19 protein-coding genes are annotated in these 15,974 nt (G+C 44.2%); 15 read left to right on the top strand and 4 right to left on the bottom strand.

Annotated elements, in window-relative coordinates:
* Nucleotides 1-139: 139 nt before the first annotated feature.
* From E7Z59_RS07895 to E7Z59_RS07885, 3 genes are read right to left on the bottom strand one after another with little or no spacing between them, the layout of a single operon-like run.
* Nucleotides 140-1,162: a hypothetical protein gene (locus tag E7Z59_RS07895; protein ID WP_136335779.1), complete on the bottom strand. Its 1,023-nt coding sequence runs from the start codon at nt 1,160-1,162 to the stop codon at nt 140-142.
* Nucleotides 1,162-2,334: a M20 family metallopeptidase gene (locus tag E7Z59_RS07890; protein WP_136335778.1), complete on the bottom strand. Its 1,173-nt coding sequence runs from the start codon at nt 2,332-2,334 to the stop codon at nt 1,162-1,164. The genes E7Z59_RS07895 and E7Z59_RS07890 overlap by 1 nt, the downstream gene beginning before the upstream one ends.
* A complete protein-coding gene (locus E7Z59_RS07885; protein WP_136335777.1) occupies nt 2,331-2,933 on the bottom strand; it encodes a flavin reductase in 603 nt (200 codons plus the stop codon). Before E7Z59_RS07885 ends, E7Z59_RS07890 begins: the two co-directional genes overlap by 4 nt.
* 169 nt (nt 2,934-3,102) lie before the next feature.
* Between E7Z59_RS07885 and E7Z59_RS07880 the strand changes: the two genes are divergently transcribed.
* The 15 genes from E7Z59_RS07880 (at nt 3,103) to E7Z59_RS07810 (ending at nt 14,949) form a co-directional block, all read left to right on the top strand.
* Nucleotides 3,103-4,206, top strand: coding sequence for an acetamidase/formamidase family protein (locus E7Z59_RS07880; protein ID WP_199287180.1), 1,104 nt, complete (start codon nt 3,103-3,105; stop codon nt 4,204-4,206).
* Nucleotides 4,207-4,231: 25 nt separating this feature from the next.
* Entirely contained in the window at nt 4,232-4,801 is a 570-nt protein-coding gene (locus tag E7Z59_RS07875; RefSeq protein WP_136335776.1) for a GNAT family N-acetyltransferase, read from the top strand.
* A gap of 2 nt (nt 4,802-4,803) precedes the next feature.
* Complete coding sequence (locus E7Z59_RS07870; protein WP_136335775.1) at nt 4,804-5,142, top strand: TfoX/Sxy family protein; 339 nt, start codon at nt 4,804-4,806, stop codon at nt 5,140-5,142.
* Nucleotides 5,143-5,727: 585 nt separating this feature from the next.
* Nucleotides 5,728-6,273 (top strand): menaquinone-dependent protoporphyrinogen IX dehydrogenase, encoded by a 546-nt coding sequence (gene hemG, locus E7Z59_RS07865; RefSeq protein WP_136335774.1) that lies wholly within the window; start codon nt 5,728-5,730, stop codon nt 6,271-6,273.
* A 132-nt stretch (nt 6,274-6,405) separates the two neighbouring features.
* Complete coding sequence (locus E7Z59_RS07860; RefSeq protein WP_136335773.1) at nt 6,406-7,233, top strand: class I SAM-dependent methyltransferase; 828 nt, start codon at nt 6,406-6,408, stop codon at nt 7,231-7,233.
* The gene (locus tag E7Z59_RS07855) at nt 7,230-7,688 is read left to right on the top strand and encodes a DinB family protein (RefSeq protein WP_136335772.1); all 459 of its coding nucleotides are present in this window, start codon (nt 7,230-7,232) and stop codon (nt 7,686-7,688) included. The genes E7Z59_RS07860 and E7Z59_RS07855 overlap by 4 nt, the downstream gene beginning before the upstream one ends.
* Before the next feature lie 158 nt (nt 7,689-7,846).
* Entirely contained in the window at nt 7,847-8,632 is a 786-nt protein-coding gene (modA, locus tag E7Z59_RS07850) for a molybdate ABC transporter substrate-binding protein (RefSeq protein WP_136335771.1), read from the top strand.
* A complete protein-coding gene (locus tag E7Z59_RS07845; RefSeq protein ID WP_136335770.1) occupies nt 8,625-9,029 on the top strand; it encodes a TOBE domain-containing protein in 405 nt (134 codons plus the stop codon). The genes modA and E7Z59_RS07845 overlap by 8 nt, the downstream gene beginning before the upstream one ends.
* Entirely contained in the window at nt 9,026-9,697 is a 672-nt protein-coding gene (gene modB / locus E7Z59_RS07840; RefSeq protein ID WP_136335769.1) for a molybdate ABC transporter permease subunit, read from the top strand. The genes E7Z59_RS07845 and modB overlap by 4 nt, the downstream gene beginning before the upstream one ends.
* A 5-nt stretch (nt 9,698-9,702) precedes the next feature.
* Entirely contained in the window at nt 9,703-10,584 is an 882-nt protein-coding gene (locus E7Z59_RS07835) for an ABC transporter ATP-binding protein (RefSeq protein WP_242015638.1), read from the top strand.
* Between the two features lie 42 nt (nt 10,585-10,626).
* On the top strand, nt 10,627-12,078 hold the full coding sequence (locus E7Z59_RS07830; protein ID WP_136335767.1) for a S41 family peptidase: 1,452 nt from the start codon (nt 10,627-10,629) through the stop codon (nt 12,076-12,078).
* Between the two features lie 61 nt (nt 12,079-12,139).
* Nucleotides 12,140-12,652, top strand: a complete 513-nt coding sequence (parS, locus tag E7Z59_RS07825) for a type II RES/Xre toxin-antitoxin system antitoxin (protein ID WP_136335766.1) — start codon at nt 12,140-12,142, stop codon at nt 12,650-12,652.
* Nucleotides 12,652-13,113 (top strand): RES family NAD+ phosphorylase, encoded by a 462-nt coding sequence (locus E7Z59_RS07820; protein WP_136335765.1) that lies wholly within the window; start codon nt 12,652-12,654, stop codon nt 13,111-13,113. The genes parS and E7Z59_RS07820 overlap by 1 nt, the downstream gene beginning before the upstream one ends.
* 54 nt (nt 13,114-13,167) lie before the next feature.
* Nucleotides 13,168-14,034, top strand: a complete 867-nt coding sequence (locus tag E7Z59_RS07815) for a DUF808 domain-containing protein (protein ID WP_136335764.1) — start codon at nt 13,168-13,170, stop codon at nt 14,032-14,034.
* Nucleotides 14,035-14,178: 144 nt separating this feature from the next.
* Nucleotides 14,179-14,949: a hypothetical protein gene (locus E7Z59_RS07810; protein ID WP_136335763.1), complete on the top strand. Its 771-nt coding sequence runs from the start codon at nt 14,179-14,181 to the stop codon at nt 14,947-14,949.
* Nucleotides 14,950-15,002: 53 nt separating this feature from the next.
* On the opposite strand, the gene E7Z59_RS07805 is transcribed toward E7Z59_RS07810, so the two are convergent.
* The gene (locus E7Z59_RS07805) at nt 15,003-15,974 is read right to left on the bottom strand and encodes an MlaD family protein (RefSeq protein WP_136335762.1); all 972 of its coding nucleotides are present in this window, start codon (nt 15,972-15,974) and stop codon (nt 15,003-15,005) included.

The following is a 15,974-nucleotide window of genomic DNA, read 5'->3' as shown; positions in this document are numbered from 1 at the left end:
TTTTAATTGGTTTTTATTTTATAGTATTTTGTTTCTTTCTTACTCTCTACTCTTTAATGACCAACTTGTTGTGAGAGCCTTTCCCGTGAATCACAACAAGCATTGGGAATTAATCCCGCTCCAGCGGGACTACTCCCCTCTACACCTTCACCCCCAGCTTCTGTCGCAACAGGCTTTTTAAACGGGGTATGGAACTTTGCTCCAATAAATTCATGGCCGGCACCCCACACAAGGTTTCCACCATCTCTTGTCCGCCCAGGGTATTTGCAGATATGCCGGTTACCAGGTCGGGCTTTACCTCAAAGGCGGCCATAAGCCCGTAGACCGCATAAGGATCGGAGGCACTGAGAATACAGCACTTTACCTGTTCTTTGATACCTTCATAAGCCAGATCTCCGTTATAGGGCTCCAGGGGCGATGCCCCGATCTCTACCACGGCCACATCGGCCCTGGAAGCAGCCATACAGCTCAGCATATGTTTTAGCTTTTCCCGGTATAATTCCGGATCACATACCGTGGTAGGCAGCCCTGCATCTACAAAATCATAGACCTCCACCGCTCCTACATCTTTCACAGCGAGGATATCCCGAAAGCGTCCGGTTCCGGTGATCTTAGCCCCCAACACCTTATAGCCTGCCCTTGTAAGCAGGGAGGTGACAATCCGGGCCGAGGTGGTCTTTCCTGCACTCATGGAGGTTCCTATAAATAATACCGTTGGAATCATATAATCTCTTTCCTTACAAGGGGTCACGAATTGCCCCATGGTACATTTCTCATTACCCCGCATAACGTGTCCCTCATATCTGATCGGAATCATTTCAGGAATAAACATTGACTTGGAGGTCAGCTTTCCCATGAGTCCACCCCCGGAAAGCATATGCATCTCACCGTCTTCCTGCACCTCTTTCCAGGTACCTGTAGCCTCGAGGGTAGCATGCCGAACCCCTAATGCGCCAACCACGAGTTCTCCACCTATTACCCCGCGCATACGACCGTTGGGAAGTTCCAGTTTTGAGGTAGAACTGCCTATTCCCGTAATTCGGGAAACCACATAATCTCCGGAGGCCCAACGATCTTTATGAAGCTTTTTCACCTCAAAAGGGTGGGCTTCAAGATCTGAGATCCTGGTCAGGGTTGTGAAGATGTAGCTGCTTGGTCTCATCAATTCATTTTAACAGAGGGTTCCATGACCAAAAGGGTCAACAAAGCTGTTCTTTCAATAAGGGATTCCTTCAGAATATATTCATGATCGGCATGGGCACCATCTCCGGGAGTTCCCAATCCGTCAAGGGTGGCCGTAAACTCACTGGTTATATTACCATCAGATCCTCCTCCGGCCTTTCCGCTTTCCAGGGAAAGCCCCAGTTGGGCTCCCTTTTGCTGCGCCATTTCCCATAAGGCGCGATTACGCGAATTCGATTCCATTGGAGCTCTTCCAATACCCCCGGTAATTTCAAGTTCACAATCCGGAAGGTCGGGCTTGAGGTTCATGATCTTACGGGTAATCCATTTACCATCCTCCTTATTATTCACCCTGACATCGATTACCGCACTACTTTCAGGAGCCACCACATTAGGAGAAACCCCTCCACTGATCATCCCTACATTGACCGTTAGTCCTCTCTCAGGATCATTCATGGCATAGAGTTTTTGTATCTGGTGAGAAAGCTCTACAATGGCATTGATCCCTTTTTCAGGATCCAATCCTGCATGGGCTGCCCTTCCCTTAACGGTCAGGGTAAATCGGCCTACTCCTTTTCTTTCTGTTTTTAATTTTCCTTCCAAGCCCAAAGGAGGCTCCATGACAAAAGCCCTTTCAGCAATTCTTGCCAGACGTCTGATGATCCTTTTTGATTCAACACTCCCTATCTCTTCATCGGTATTGATAAGCACCACAGGCAAAACCTCCGGGGTATGCCCGAGGTACTGCAGGGTTTTAAGCGTGTATATGATCTGGGTTATTCCTGCTTTCATATCATAAGCTCCCGGTCCGGAAATTTTTTTCTCCCCTTCCCTATACGGCATTGACCTGAGGGTATTCTTCTTCCACACGGTATCACAATGTCCGATCATCAATTGAATGGGCTGTTGCTTCTCTCTATTTTTGGGCCGGGCATATAACAATCCGCCGGTATTCTTTCCCGGGTAATTAAACGTATAATACCCCATTTTCTTAAGAGTCTTGTCCAGGTAATTGATAATACCGCGCAAGGCGTCCCGGTTACTTGAAGGAGATTCCATATACACCAGAGTTTCCAGGGTATCGTATATGGCTTCTGATTCTGATCTCAGAACATCCATCACCTCCTCTGCTGTATGGACGTTTCCTTTCATCTTCTGAAATCTTTTGGATAAGGAAAATTATAGGTGTCCTTGATTACCGTAAAGCGGCCGGGGGCAATATAGGTGAGTAACCCTGATTCTCTTAATTGTTCCTGCTCATCAAGGTCAGATTCACGTCTGTAGGCCGGATCAATATAGGCCGCTTTAATAGTCCCGGTGATCAGGCTGTTTCGTCCAAACCCATCAATGATCTTAAAAAGAGAGCATTCCAGCTGTAAATAGGCATCTTCCAGGAGAAGGGCATCAACCCTCTCTGCCTTCACGGTGGGCAAGGCATCTATAACCGGTTTTATCTTAGAGATTCCCTTACTCCGGGGAGAAGCCGTAAGCGCTGTAGCCGTTAACCCGTCTGGTTTGGGAAAACTTACCGTAAATCCTTTTTGCTTGATCGCGTTATGATAGGTGCTGTGATCGGGAGTACACACAAAACCGAAGAAATTATCGAACCCAAGCGGGGTGACCATATGCTTAGGTGCCATATCATAACGATCGCCTTCACGGGTCCCCACAACAACGAGTGGAGCCACAACAAAGGTTTGGTCCCACACGGGCACAGACAGATCCAATGTCTTTAAAGATGCAGTTTTCATGAAGTAGTTCTTTTATATTGTCTTAAAGATACACTACATGAAAGAGAGAAATTATGATATTTGTTAGTGTTTCAGTTGGTTACCTCAGCGCTAAAAACCACCCTGTAAATATTCGGAAACACCGGTTTTTAGGGTTTTCTTACAGGAAATTAATTAAATTCACTCTTTAATGAACCTGTTTCGGTCTTGGATCGCAACCAAAATTAATCGCATTACCATCATGATCTTTACCTTACGCTCTTTAAGTTTTACTTCTTTATACATCCCGGTTCTCTTAGCATGTCTTCTGATTTCCTGCGGCGAGAACAACAATCCATCAAAAGCCACGGCTTCACCTTCTGCAGCAGAAGAACCGGATACTCTTACCATAACCCACACCCTGACCAAAGATCAAACACATAGTAAATTCAGCAGCGCTATTCCTCCGGTGCTTAAGGTAGCTTCCGGTGCTGTTATAGAGGCTTTTACCGAAGATGCCAGCGATGAGCAGTTTTCACTGCAATCTACCCTCGAAGCCCTTGACTCTCTGAGCTTTGATCCTATTCATCCGCTTACAGGTCCTGTTTATGTAGAAGATGCTGTTCCGGGCGATATCCTGAAGGTGACCCTTCATACGATCGAATTGGGAGATTGGGGTTGGAACGCCATCTTGCCCGGGTTTGGTTTTCTTGCCGATACCCTGGATAGTAAATACCTTAAAGTCTATGACCTCAGCTCGAATAAGGCTACCGTTGCCTTCAATGAAAACATCTCACTTAAACTCAATCCCTTCCCGGGAGTTATGGGTGTGGCCCCTGATACCGCCGAAATGCTGTCTACCATTCCTCCAAGGGCCAATGGCGGGAATATGGACGATCCGAATATGACCGAAGGCACTATCATGTATTTCCCGGTATTTGTAGAGGGTGGGCTTTTCTCTATTGGAGACGGTCACGCCGTTCAGGGCCTGGGGGAAGTATGCGGTACTGCCATCGAAGTGCCTTTACGAGTGGTTTACCAGATCGAACTGATCAAAGGCCGCAGTATTCAGGAACCTCAGTACGAAACAGACTCCTACTATGCCACAACCGGCTTTGCGACAACCATTGATGAGGCTGCCAAAAAGGCCAATCTGTATATGGTGGAATACCTGATGACCGAAAAGGGACTCTCTCAGGAGGAAGCCTATGCCCTGTGTTCGCTGGCAGGCGACCTGAAGATCGCAGAGGTGGTAGACATGCCGAATATGCTGGTAACCATGCATATGCCAAAAGATATCTTTAACAACCACTAGCCTAACCTGAGAACCTGATCTTATTTTGATACGTATCTGTAAGGCACATACAAAAGCCCACCTTGAAGGTATCCTGGACCTGCAATCCAAAAATCTCAGGGAAGTACTATCGGATGAAGTTCAGAAGGAACAAGGGTTTTTAACTGTCCGACACGATTGTAAGGTTTTGGAGGAAATGAATAACCGCCTGAACCACATTATTGCCCTTGATGGGGAGGAAGTGGTGGGATATGCCCTTTCCATGACGCCCGACTTAAAGGATCGCATTCCTGTTTTAGAGGAGATGTTCGAGCGAATTAACAATTTGGAGTATAAAGGAAGTAACCTGGGTAAGAGTAACTATTATATTATGGGGCAGATCTGTATTGCTGAAAAGTACCGGGGTACCGGCCTGTTCTACGCCCTATACAATGAACACAGAAAATACTATTCCCCGTATTTTGATCACTTTATTACTGAAGTATCAGCAAGCAATCAGCGTTCTTTAAGAGCTCATGAGAAAACGGGATTTAAGACCATCTTAAATTATTATGATCAAACGGATTCCTGGTACCTTATACTCTGGGACTGGAACGATCAAAACGAAACAAGTTAATAATGGCGTACAGTGAATACCTTGCAGAACGCATTCGAACCCGACTTCAGGGAGGAAACCTCATTGAAGAAAAAAAGATGATGGGAGGCCTTATTTTTATGGTAAACGGGAAGATGTGCCTGGGTATTGACCAGGATAAAGCTGCAGGAGCAGACCGGCTCATGGTCCGGGTGGGAAAGGCTAAAGAAAAAGACCTCCTGTTTAAAAAGGGAAGCAGGGAAATGGATTTTACGGGCAAGGTTATGCGAGGGTTTTTGTTTATAGATCCGGAAGGGTTTGATTCGGAAGCCGACCTGGACTTTTGGGTAGAAAAAGCCTTGGAATTCAACAAACAGCTATAAGAAGTTGACCTCTTCTTTTCTGCATACTGTCCGCTATTGATTTTAACGTCATTCAATACTACCATGATACCTCAGACTACTGGTATATTTCCTGGTGGGACTGTACAACGGTCTGATATGTTTGAGTGGTGGGTTGATTATATGTAAAACGATGCTTATGCTTAAATAAGGTTCCGAAAGGCATTGAGCAAGTTTCGGGAGATTGCCACGTCTCACTTCTCCAGACTCGCAAAGACGATAATTTGCAAAATTTCGTTCCTCTCTGTCCAGGTGAAGGTGTCAAAGCTGCAGGCTTTGACTGAAGGGGTGATCCGGTTCTTATTTAATGACTATTAAATTAGAAAGCCTCTCGATACGATCCCGCATAGCTGGATCACTCGAGTTGACATTAACCACTACCCTGTACAAATATTCCAATTTCATCCTAGCAACCATTAAAAGGTATGTTTAATACCCTACAGGAAACTGATACACATCATTGCTCATTGAGCCATAGTCCTGTAATTTCATCAGGTGATATTATGACCATTTAACAGGATACTTCCGGTGCTGAATTACATATTTCAACCTTTTAAATTCTAAGACATGAGATTTCTGATCATTTATGGAACCGGGGAAGGTCAAACCCGCAAAATTGCCAGGTATATGGAAGAGGTTTTAGAGGATGCCGGGTTTAAGGCATCTGTGGCCGATGTAACTGAAGAACCTCCGCAACCCCATAAATACGATGCCGTACTTATCGGGAGTTCTGTTCACACCCATAGATATCATGATGGGGTAAAGAACTATATCTCCACCTATAAGGAAGAACTCAATCATAAACCCTCAGCATTTTTCTCTGTTTGTATGGCTGTCGCCTCGAAGATAGAAGACGAACATGAAGAGGCTCACAGGATTGCAAAAGAGTTCTTAGAAAACACAGGATGGACACCAACTGAGACCTGGCATATTGCAGGAGCCTTGAAATACACCCAATACGATTACTTCAAACGCCTGGTTATGCGTATGATCGCCGCTAAACAGGGCGGTGCTACAGACACAGATCAGGATTACGAATATACCGATTGGGAGGCTGTTAAGGAAACAGTGCTTCATTTTGCTGCAAATAATCAACCCGTTTCAACCCATTAGAACTGTTAGTGAAAATACTTCTCAGTTAAAAAGTTAGTTGCAGATCACTATTGATTCTATTTTACTAGCTTTATAGGTAAAGTCGTAAGGTTTCCGGATCCTACGGGCAGCTTTAATTCTTTTAAGAATACTATGGAAGTTCACGAAACCGCCTTTGTTACCAGTGCCTTCAGAGCTATGCATGTGTTATTAAGCAAGGATGAATTTGCGCATCTGTGGTTGAATGACAGGGTTCAGCACTGGGCAGATACCTACCTCAGCACCGTTACCGGGGAAGAATCGGCTGCTCACAGCATGAGAAATCGCTACTTTCTGGATAGTATTCACCGGCTTTTTAAGGACGGGAATATTGAATATCTCATCAATTTCGGGTGCGGATTCAGCATGTATCCGTACCTGCTCCCTCACGGACTAAAACATATCGAGATCGACAAGCCTGAGGTGATCAGGCATAAAGATCAAAAAACTGAACTTTGGGAAGATCAGGGCATCTTACCGTTACGAAATATTGTTCGTATACCCTGTGATTTTAGTGAAAACTATGAGAAGGAGCTGATTGGTAAAATAAATGACATCAAAAAAAACAGCCCTTGCTTTATTCTACTGGAAGGGGTATTGTTCTTCCTGACCCGGGAAGAAATGCTCCGCCTTTTTCAATTATTCAATACCCTCCAAAAACAAGGCGACAGGATCGGAAGTGTTTCCTTTAGGGCAAAAGACACCGAAAGCAAGGCTTTTGCGCTCTTGTTGGATTTCATGAAAAAAGAAAATCCTCATGGCACTGAAGAGGCAAGGTATCAGACGGTTGAGGAAAAGTTTTACAAATCACTCCCGGGATATGAACTTGTTGATCAGCAGGATTTTTTTTCCCTCTCAAAAAGCTATCAGCATCAACCTTCTGCTACACAAGACATGATCATTAATGAGCAATTCTACCAATTACAGAAAACCAGACCATGAATGATTTTTTCAAGGAGATTTTTGCCTACCACTCCAAATTAAACCGGGAAACCATCTTGTATTTTCAGGAACATGAAACAGCCATTACCCCTCAAATGCGCCGTCTGTTTTGTCATATGCTCAACGCACACCAGTTATGGAACGCCAGAATTCTGAATACCCCCGCCTTCAGTGTTTTTCAACTTCATGAGCCTGAAAAATATCCTGAGTTAGAACGGCATAATACCGAATTATCCCTGAATATTTTACAAACCTACCCTCTGTCAGACCTCATCAACTATCAGGATACGCAAGGCAACGAATTTGAAAACAGTATAAAAGAGATTCTTTTTCATATCGGAAATCATCATATGCATCACCGCGGACAACTCATGACAATGCTTCGTGATGCCGGACTCGAACCTCTGATCATTGACTATATCTACGTGAGTAGGAAACCTAGACAGTCATCGTGAACTGCATTTGCAACTAAGACTCAAGATGCTGAATTACAGGTTTTTAATGATCAAATGTTTAGGATGAAAGATGACAATTAGAAATTCTTTTCATACATTCGAAATTCTGACTCACCATTATAGAACCATACGGACCATTTGGTGATTTACCGGATAAGATGAAATTCAGGCTGTTCAAAAACATATCCAACCTCGCACTAAGCTTTTTAGCCCTGTTGCTTTGCGTCTCAGGCTGTCGTATCCCAGAGCCTACCGAAAAGATCACTATTGCGGTGGCTTCCAATATGCAATATGCCATGGATGAGATTGCCGAAGCCTATAGTCTTGAAACCGGAATTCCCTGTGAGATCATTGTAGGAGCCTCCGGTCAGCTTACGGCACAGATCCGGGAAGGAGCACCTTTTGATGTTCTGGTTTCGGCAGATATGAAATTTCCAAAGGAGATCGAACGATTGGGTTTATCGGCCAGTTCTCCCAAGGTTTATGCCTACGGTAAAATAGTGCTGTGGACACTCTTTGATGATATTGAACCCAGTATGGAAGGCTTGAAAGATGAACGTATTGAACATATTGCCATTGCCAACCCCAGATTAGCTCCTTATGGCCTTGCCGCCAAGCAAGCCCTCCATTTTCATGGTGTACATGATGAGGTAGAGGGAAAACTGGTGTTTGGAGAAAGTATCACACAAACCAATCAGTTTATCCTTTCCCGCTCAGCCCAGGTAGGCATCACTGCGAAATCGATCGTGACCTCTCCTCAAATGAGAGACAAAGGGAAATATAAAGATATTGATCCGCGCACCTATGACCCTATTGAACAAGGGGTGGTTATCATTAAAAATAACGACACAGATTATAGTAGAGAAATCCTTTTTTGTAAATTTCTATCCTCGGAAACAGCAAAAAAAATCTTACGCCGTTTCGGATATTCTGTGGATGAATAAATTTCAAGGGTATATTAAAAGTATCGAAAGCCGGGGAAGCCTCTCCAAAGTAAGGGTGAATATCAATTCAGGTATCAGCTTAAATGTTCTCGTTATTGATACACCTGAGACCGCACCCTATCTAACTCCCGAACACCAGGTAACTTTACTTTTTAAAGAGACCGGGGTTATTTTATCCTGTGATACCGAGCCCGGGATAAGTATTGAGAACAGGGTACCCTGCACTGTTGACCATGTGGAAAAAGGGCAACTTCTTACGGCAATCACCCTGAAATCAGATGCGGGGAACATCGAGGCTGTTATCCCAACTTCAATGTCTGAACAATTGGAATTACTTCCCGGGAAAGCCGTTATTGCTATGGTAAAGTTAAATGATATTATGCTTTCTTCCTTATGAACTGGGGGCCCATCATATTAACCTTTAAACTCGCCCTGGTAACCACACTGATGCTGTTTATTATAGGAATACCGCTGGCCTACTGGCTGGCCTTTGGAAGATCAAGACTAAAGCCCGTCGTTGAAACCCTGGTAAGCATGCCACTGGTGCTGCCACCAACTGTTCTTGGTTTCTATTTTCTTATCGCTTTCAGCCCGAACCAGGCTTTTGGCAATTGGCTGGATGAGTGGTTTGGAATCCGACTGGTATTTTCCTTTTCCGGACTTGTGCTGGCCTCTATGATCTACAGCCTGCCTTTTATGGTTCACCCCATTAGTTCTGGATTAGCCGGAAGTCAGCCCTCCATTCGTGAAGCTGCCTACCTTATGGGGTACTCAAAACGGCAAACCCTCTTTAAGGTATTGCTGCCTAATATCCGCCCGGCACTGCTTACGGCCATCGTGTTATCATTTGCCCACACCATAGGAGAATTTGGGGTCGTACTCATGATAGGTGGTAATATACCGGATAAGACCAAGGTTGCATCCATTGCTATTTACGATGAGGTAGAGGCGATGAACTATGCCGGGGCCAATACCTATTCTTTAATCCTCTTCCTCACCACTTTTACCATTCTCTTAATGGTATACCTCATTAACGGAGGTTATTTAAAGCGCTTTTGGAAATGATCAAAATGAACATAAGAAAATCATTGCTGGCGGCAACAGGTGAGATCGAACTCCATCTTGACCTGGAGGTAATGAAAGGTGAATTTATAACCTTATACGGCCCATCAGGAGCTGGTAAAACTTCAGCCTTACGACTTCTTTCCGGGCTTATGCGTCCTGATAGCGGACTTATTGAAGTGAATGGGCGCCCCTGGTACAGTGGCAAAAAGAACATCTTTCTTGCGCCACAAAAAAGAAAGATCGGGTTTGTATTCCAGGACTACGCCCTGTTTCCTAACCTTACCATACGTAAAAACCTGGAGTTTGCACAAGGCCGCAATAAAAACCCCCATACCATACAAGAGCTAATTGCCCTTACTGAACTCGAAAATCTTCAGGATCGGCTTCCTGAAGACCTTTCAGGAGGCCAGAAGCAAAGAGCCGCCCTCGCCAGAGCACTGGTGCAAAGGCCGGATATACTCCTTCTTGACGAACCCTTGTCGGCCCTTGACAGCTCCATGCGGGTCAAACTGCAGGATCACCTGAGAACACTCCATGAACGATTTGAACTCACTACCATCCTTGTGAGTCATGATATTGGAGAGATCCACAAACTTTCAGACAAGGTGGTCACCCTTGATCATGGAACGATAACGGGCAGCGGTAAACCCCTGGATATATTTTCGCATCATAAACTCAGCGGTAAATTTCAGTTCACGGGAAAAATTCTGGACATTCAAAAACAGGAAGTGATCTATGTGGTCAGTATACTCGTCAACCAGGAGATCGTCAGAGTTATTGCCCATGAAAATGAAGTTCAGGAGATACAGGCAGGAGACCAGGTGCTGGTGGCCGCTAAAGCTTTCAATCCTTTGATCATGAAGCTCCCTGATACCGATAAGGTGTAACAACAAGGTATAATCGTTATCCTTATATAAACCTGATATCTTATGAGGATAACCATTCGTATCACCTTCTGTCTTTTAATTTTTCTATTTACATCCTGCAAACGTAAAACTCCTTCAGGATCTCTTGATGGGAACTGGTATGCTGACGGTTACAGCCTGACACTTATTATCAAGAATAAGGACTATGAATTTCTTGATACCTATCAAAACGTGTGTATTAAAAAAGAGCGGGGAGCCCTGAGCAAATTAGAACCTCATCTGAAAATTGTTGACGACACCCTTCAGCTTTTTAAAGGTACATCTGTCTATCATTTTACCGGGAATGCTGCAGTAACCAACCGATGTAGTTCAGCCCCTGAAAACTCAAATGATGTACTAATGAATTTTGATGCTTTTGCCTATACCGTTCAGGTGCATTATGCCTTTGACCACCTGCTGGATTTTTCCATTAAAGACACGCTTAAAAGTGAAAGAAAGAAACTGGAAAAAACACCCTCAGAACTACAACTATATCAAAGCATTGAAACTGTTCTTTCTGCCATGAATGACAACCATGGTTACCTGGAGGTGCCTGAAGAAGTGATTGCTCATACCATTGTAAAACCTGAGACTATTCATCCAGAGAAAGCTTCTGAAGAAAAGATCCCTCAAAGTACTTCGGAAACCCAAAAGGAATACGGAGATTTTGAAGTGGCAGACAGGGTTTCAGACATCTATATTGATGAAGAGTTAACCCGAAATACCTCCCTGATTCGTTGGGGTAAGATGAAAGACTCCCTGGGGTATATGCAGATAAAAGCCATGTGGTTGTTTGCCGACCTTGATTTAGAGGAAACCACCATCAAAGAGAAAGGTTTTGTGAATGCCTACGTGCAAGCCATGCAAAAGGAGTACGAGGGCACCTATATAGAAAAGGAACGACTGGCGGTAGCTGCGCTTTTAGATACCATCATGAACGACCTTAAAGACACCAAAGCAATGATCGTTGATGTGCGTTTTAATGGAGGCGGACAGGATGTGGCTAGCATGGAGATCCTTAAGAAATTCAATCAGCAAAAGAGAGCAGTTGCCCGTAAAAAGGCCAGGGCCGGTTCACGCTTCTCTGACCAACAGACCATTTACCTTGAGTCAGCTCCGCAGGCTTATATAAAACCGGTGTTCCTGCTTACTTCCCGCCAAACTGCGAGTGCTGCAGATTTTATCGCCCTCGCCTCTATGGAGCTTCCAAACTTTACACGAATTGGTACAGCCACCCAGGGAGCGCTCTCCGATGCTCTCGAAAAACAACTCCCTAATGGCTGGTATTTTAGTATTTCTAACGAGCTGTATTTCGATATGGATCACAATAATTACGAGTATCGAGGCGTACCGCCCCATATTAAAATGGTATATCCTGAAGACCGCCAGGAATTCTTTCATAAAATGATGAGAATGACTCTAAAGGATAAAATGGAAGTCATGACCGCCGTTCATTCAGTGTTGACCGCGAAATAAATCGAAATGTTGAAGTTTATCAAAGACAATTGTCTTATATTTATAGACAAATATCCAATTCATGAGCGCGGCTTCAACATATCATCAATCCAAAACCGAGAACAAGGTACTTGATCAGGCTATCAGAACCTACCTGAGAAAGATAGGTGATGATGCTATAACTCCAGACAAGACATTTACCTATGCCGATTTTCTGAACAATAAAATGCTCATCATCAGATCTATTCGTGAAGGCATTCCTTACCGCCTTTTCGCCGTGATCAAAGAGGCTATGCCATTTACCGAAGAAGATTGGGCCAATTTCCTGAACATTTCTAAGAAAACATTGCTTCGCCATAAAAATGACCCTTCCTACCTTTTTAAGCCTATACATACTGAGAAGATCATTGAACTGGCCGAAGTAACCCACCTTGGGAGAACTGTATTTGACTCCTCAGATCAATTCTATTTATGGCTGAATACCCCTTGCTTTGCTCTTGGTCAATTAAAACCATCAGAACTATTGCGTGATTCTTACGGCAAGGAATTGGTCATGAATGAACTGCATCGCATTGACCACGGAATATTCGCCTGATGAAAGTATACCGACTTGGGAGAAAAAAATATCCCGATCATTTAAGTGGCAGAGGGGCCGCAATGGCATCTAATCGTTGGAACTCTAAGGGTGTTGAAATGGTTTACACTGCAGAAAACAGAGCTTTGGCCCTGGCAGAGGTTGCTGTACATTTTTCTGTAGGCACCTTACCCTCGGGGTATGTGATGATCGAGATAGACATTCCTGATGCACTCGAGATCGATGTGATCAACCCCGACGATCTTCCTGGTAAGTGGAACAGTTTCCCGCATATCAAAGCTACCCGGGAGCTTGGAGATGCTTTCATCTATAAAAAGAAAAAAGTGGCGTGTAAGGTTCCTTCTTCAGTGGTGAAGGGAGAGTATAATATCCTCATCAATCCTAACCACCCCGACATAGATCAAATAAAAATCACAGAGATCACCGATTTCCCCATTGACCGCCGATTGTTTAAAGTCTAAGAATGTAGTATTTTCACCACTTGGATAACCATTTTTTCTAAAAAACGCTTTTTTATGGCCTCCGGAATTTTTGCTTTACTTGATGATATCTCAGCCCTGATGGATGATGTTGCCTCGATGACCAAGGTGGCCGGAAAAAAAACGGCAGGTATCCTGGGGGACGACCTGGCGGTAAACGCAGAAAAAGCTTCCGGTTTCGTTTCCTCGAGAGAGCTCCCGGTGCTTTGGGCCATTTCTAAAGGCTCACTTTTAAATAAGATCATCATACTCCCGATAGCCTTTTTATTGAGTGCCTATGCTTCGTGGGCAGTAACTGCCATTCTCCTGCTCGGAGGCTTTTACCTGGCCTATGAAGGCGCTGAAAAAGTCTATGAATTCTTTTTTCATAAAAAAGAACATACCACCACCAAGCCGGATCTTACGCTGACCAAAAAAGAGATCCTTGAAAAGGAAAAGAAAAAGATCCGATCTGCCATTATCACAGACTTTATACTTTCGGTCGAGATCGTGATCATTGCCCTGGGCACCGTAATGAGTGAGCCCCTGAAGATACAGATCCTGGTGGTCTCTATCATTGCTATTATTGCCACCGTTGGGGTTTATGGCATTGTTGCCCTTATAGTTCGAATGGATGACGCCGGATACCGGCTCATTCACCTCAATGAAGAAGACCACTCCTTTTCTGATAAACTGGGACGATTTCTCGTGAATGCCCTTCCTAAGGTCATCAAGGCTTTAAGTATTATTGGTACTATTGCCCTGTTTCTGGTTTCCGGGGGAATATTCGCTCATAATCTGCCCTTTCTTCACGATCTGCTCCACGGCTTTCCGGCCCTGCTTGGAGAGCTCCTGACCGGATTAGTTGCCGGGATCCTTGTTTTGGGTTTTGTAAAGACCATTAAAAAACTATTTATCAGATAGTAATGTCAGTCAAGACTCGAAGACTGAAATCATTGACCTTTAACGATTCAAAAAGGCGCATATTAAGGAGGGTAAAAGTTGCTGTTAATCCTCATAAAATTTAATATCTTGCGCCCTATTAACCAAAAAATTGACCTTGTGCTTATGAGAACCCTCCTACCTGCTTTTATTGCACTATTGCTTACCACCCAGGTGTTTGCTCAGAGAAGAAGCGAACTTATTGAACAGGTAAGTAGTCTGAACTCTAAAAATGATTCCCTTCAATCAGAGCTGATTACCACGCAGAGGGCCCTGAAGACTGCTGAGACCAAAGTAACTACTATTGAAAGTCAGAATGAACAGTTAAAGCAAACCAACCAGGACCTGCTTACCAACCTGAATAAATTCATTCAGGCTTCTACTGAGAAAACCAGTTATATTGGAGAAACCCTGGAGTCAATGCAAAAAACAGAAGCCCAGCTCAAAGCAATGACCGATAGCTTTAGTGCCCATGATTCCATTTCATACATGGTACTGACAGACCTGAAAAGAACCCTGGGTGAAAATGCCCAGATCGGGGTTGAAAACGGAGCTGTGCTGGTGATCCTTAATAACACCACCACCTTTGGAAGTTCTAACAACAAAATAGAACTCAGTGCGGGAGGAAAAGATTTTATCAATCGCCTTTCTGAAACCATCGCCAAACACGATACCCTGGCGGTGACTATAGAAAGTCTCGGAAACAAAAGCTGGTCAAATGTTGCCAATAAGGCGGCGGTCATTGCAGACCACCTGGTAAATGAAGGACAGATAGAGGCCGGCAGGATCGATGCTGTTGGAAAGGCTGCAGAGGCCGATGTAACTTACATCAAATTACATCCTAAGTTCGACAAGTATTACCTGTGGCTCAGAGAGCTTGTGAAGAACGGAAGATAGTACACAGAACATCATATGTAAAAAACCCGGATTCGTTTGAATCCGGGTTTTTTTTATTCCTTTTGAGCCTTCCGCTCCTGTTTTTTAAAATAGCTCTTAAAGAGAAAGTGCTCTCTCATGGCAGCCATATTCTCATCAAACTTTTCAGTACCCTGCTCCACATTATCAAGGATCGCTCGCAGTTTTTGTGCTGCTTCTTCATCTCCGGTAAGATAATTCAAAGCGCCACCGTCTGATCCAATACTGGAGGCCATTTCATCCAGTGAATCGCTCAGGCTCCTGATATTCTTCCCGGAAGCTTCGAGGTCACTCATCACATTTCTGAAGCGCCCTGCAAGTGCTGTATCTCTTAGAATTGCATAGGCCAACCCCTCGCCACTATCCAAACTTTGAGCCACATTCCTGATCTCTTCCATACTGCTGGCCGCCTTTTCAGAAGTAGCTCTCAGGTTTTTAAGAGTTTCTTTGAAGTGATAGGCGGTAATAGTGTCTTTAATCAGCATACCCAGTGTTCCCTTACCGGAATTAATGTCATTGGTTATTTCAAGTAGTGTTGCCGCCAGCAAAGATATATTCTCACTGGTGGTACCGATAGTATTCATCATTTGTTCAGTCCCTAATTTGGTGACTCCGGGAATATAATCGCCGGAGACCACCACCGGGGCATCTCCTGACCCCGGAACAATATTCAAGACCCTGCTGCCCACTAAACCATCAGAACCTATGGCAGCCCTGGCATTGGTCTTTATAAATTCCTGAATACTTTTGTCAACAACCATTTCCACCTCCACCGTGCTGTCGTTGATCATTTGAATACGTTTAACCGTGCCCACATGAATCCCCGAAAACCTTACGTTATTACCTGTTTGCAAGCCATTTACATTACTGAATTGTGACCTCAGCCGGAAGGTATCCTGAAACATGCTCTGATCGCTGCCCACCAAATAGGCCGCCAGAGAAAATATGAGCATTCCGGCAATAACGAAGATGCCAAGGCGAATATTTCTGGAGGTGTTTGACTTCAT

The organism is Robertkochia marina, from assembly GCF_004799345.1.
In the GTDB taxonomy this organism is placed as follows: domain Bacteria; phylum Bacteroidota; class Bacteroidia; order Flavobacteriales; family Flavobacteriaceae; genus Robertkochia; species Robertkochia marina.
The sequence above is the reverse complement of the archived record's forward strand: the minus strand, read 5'-3'. Positions and strand labels throughout refer to the sequence as shown.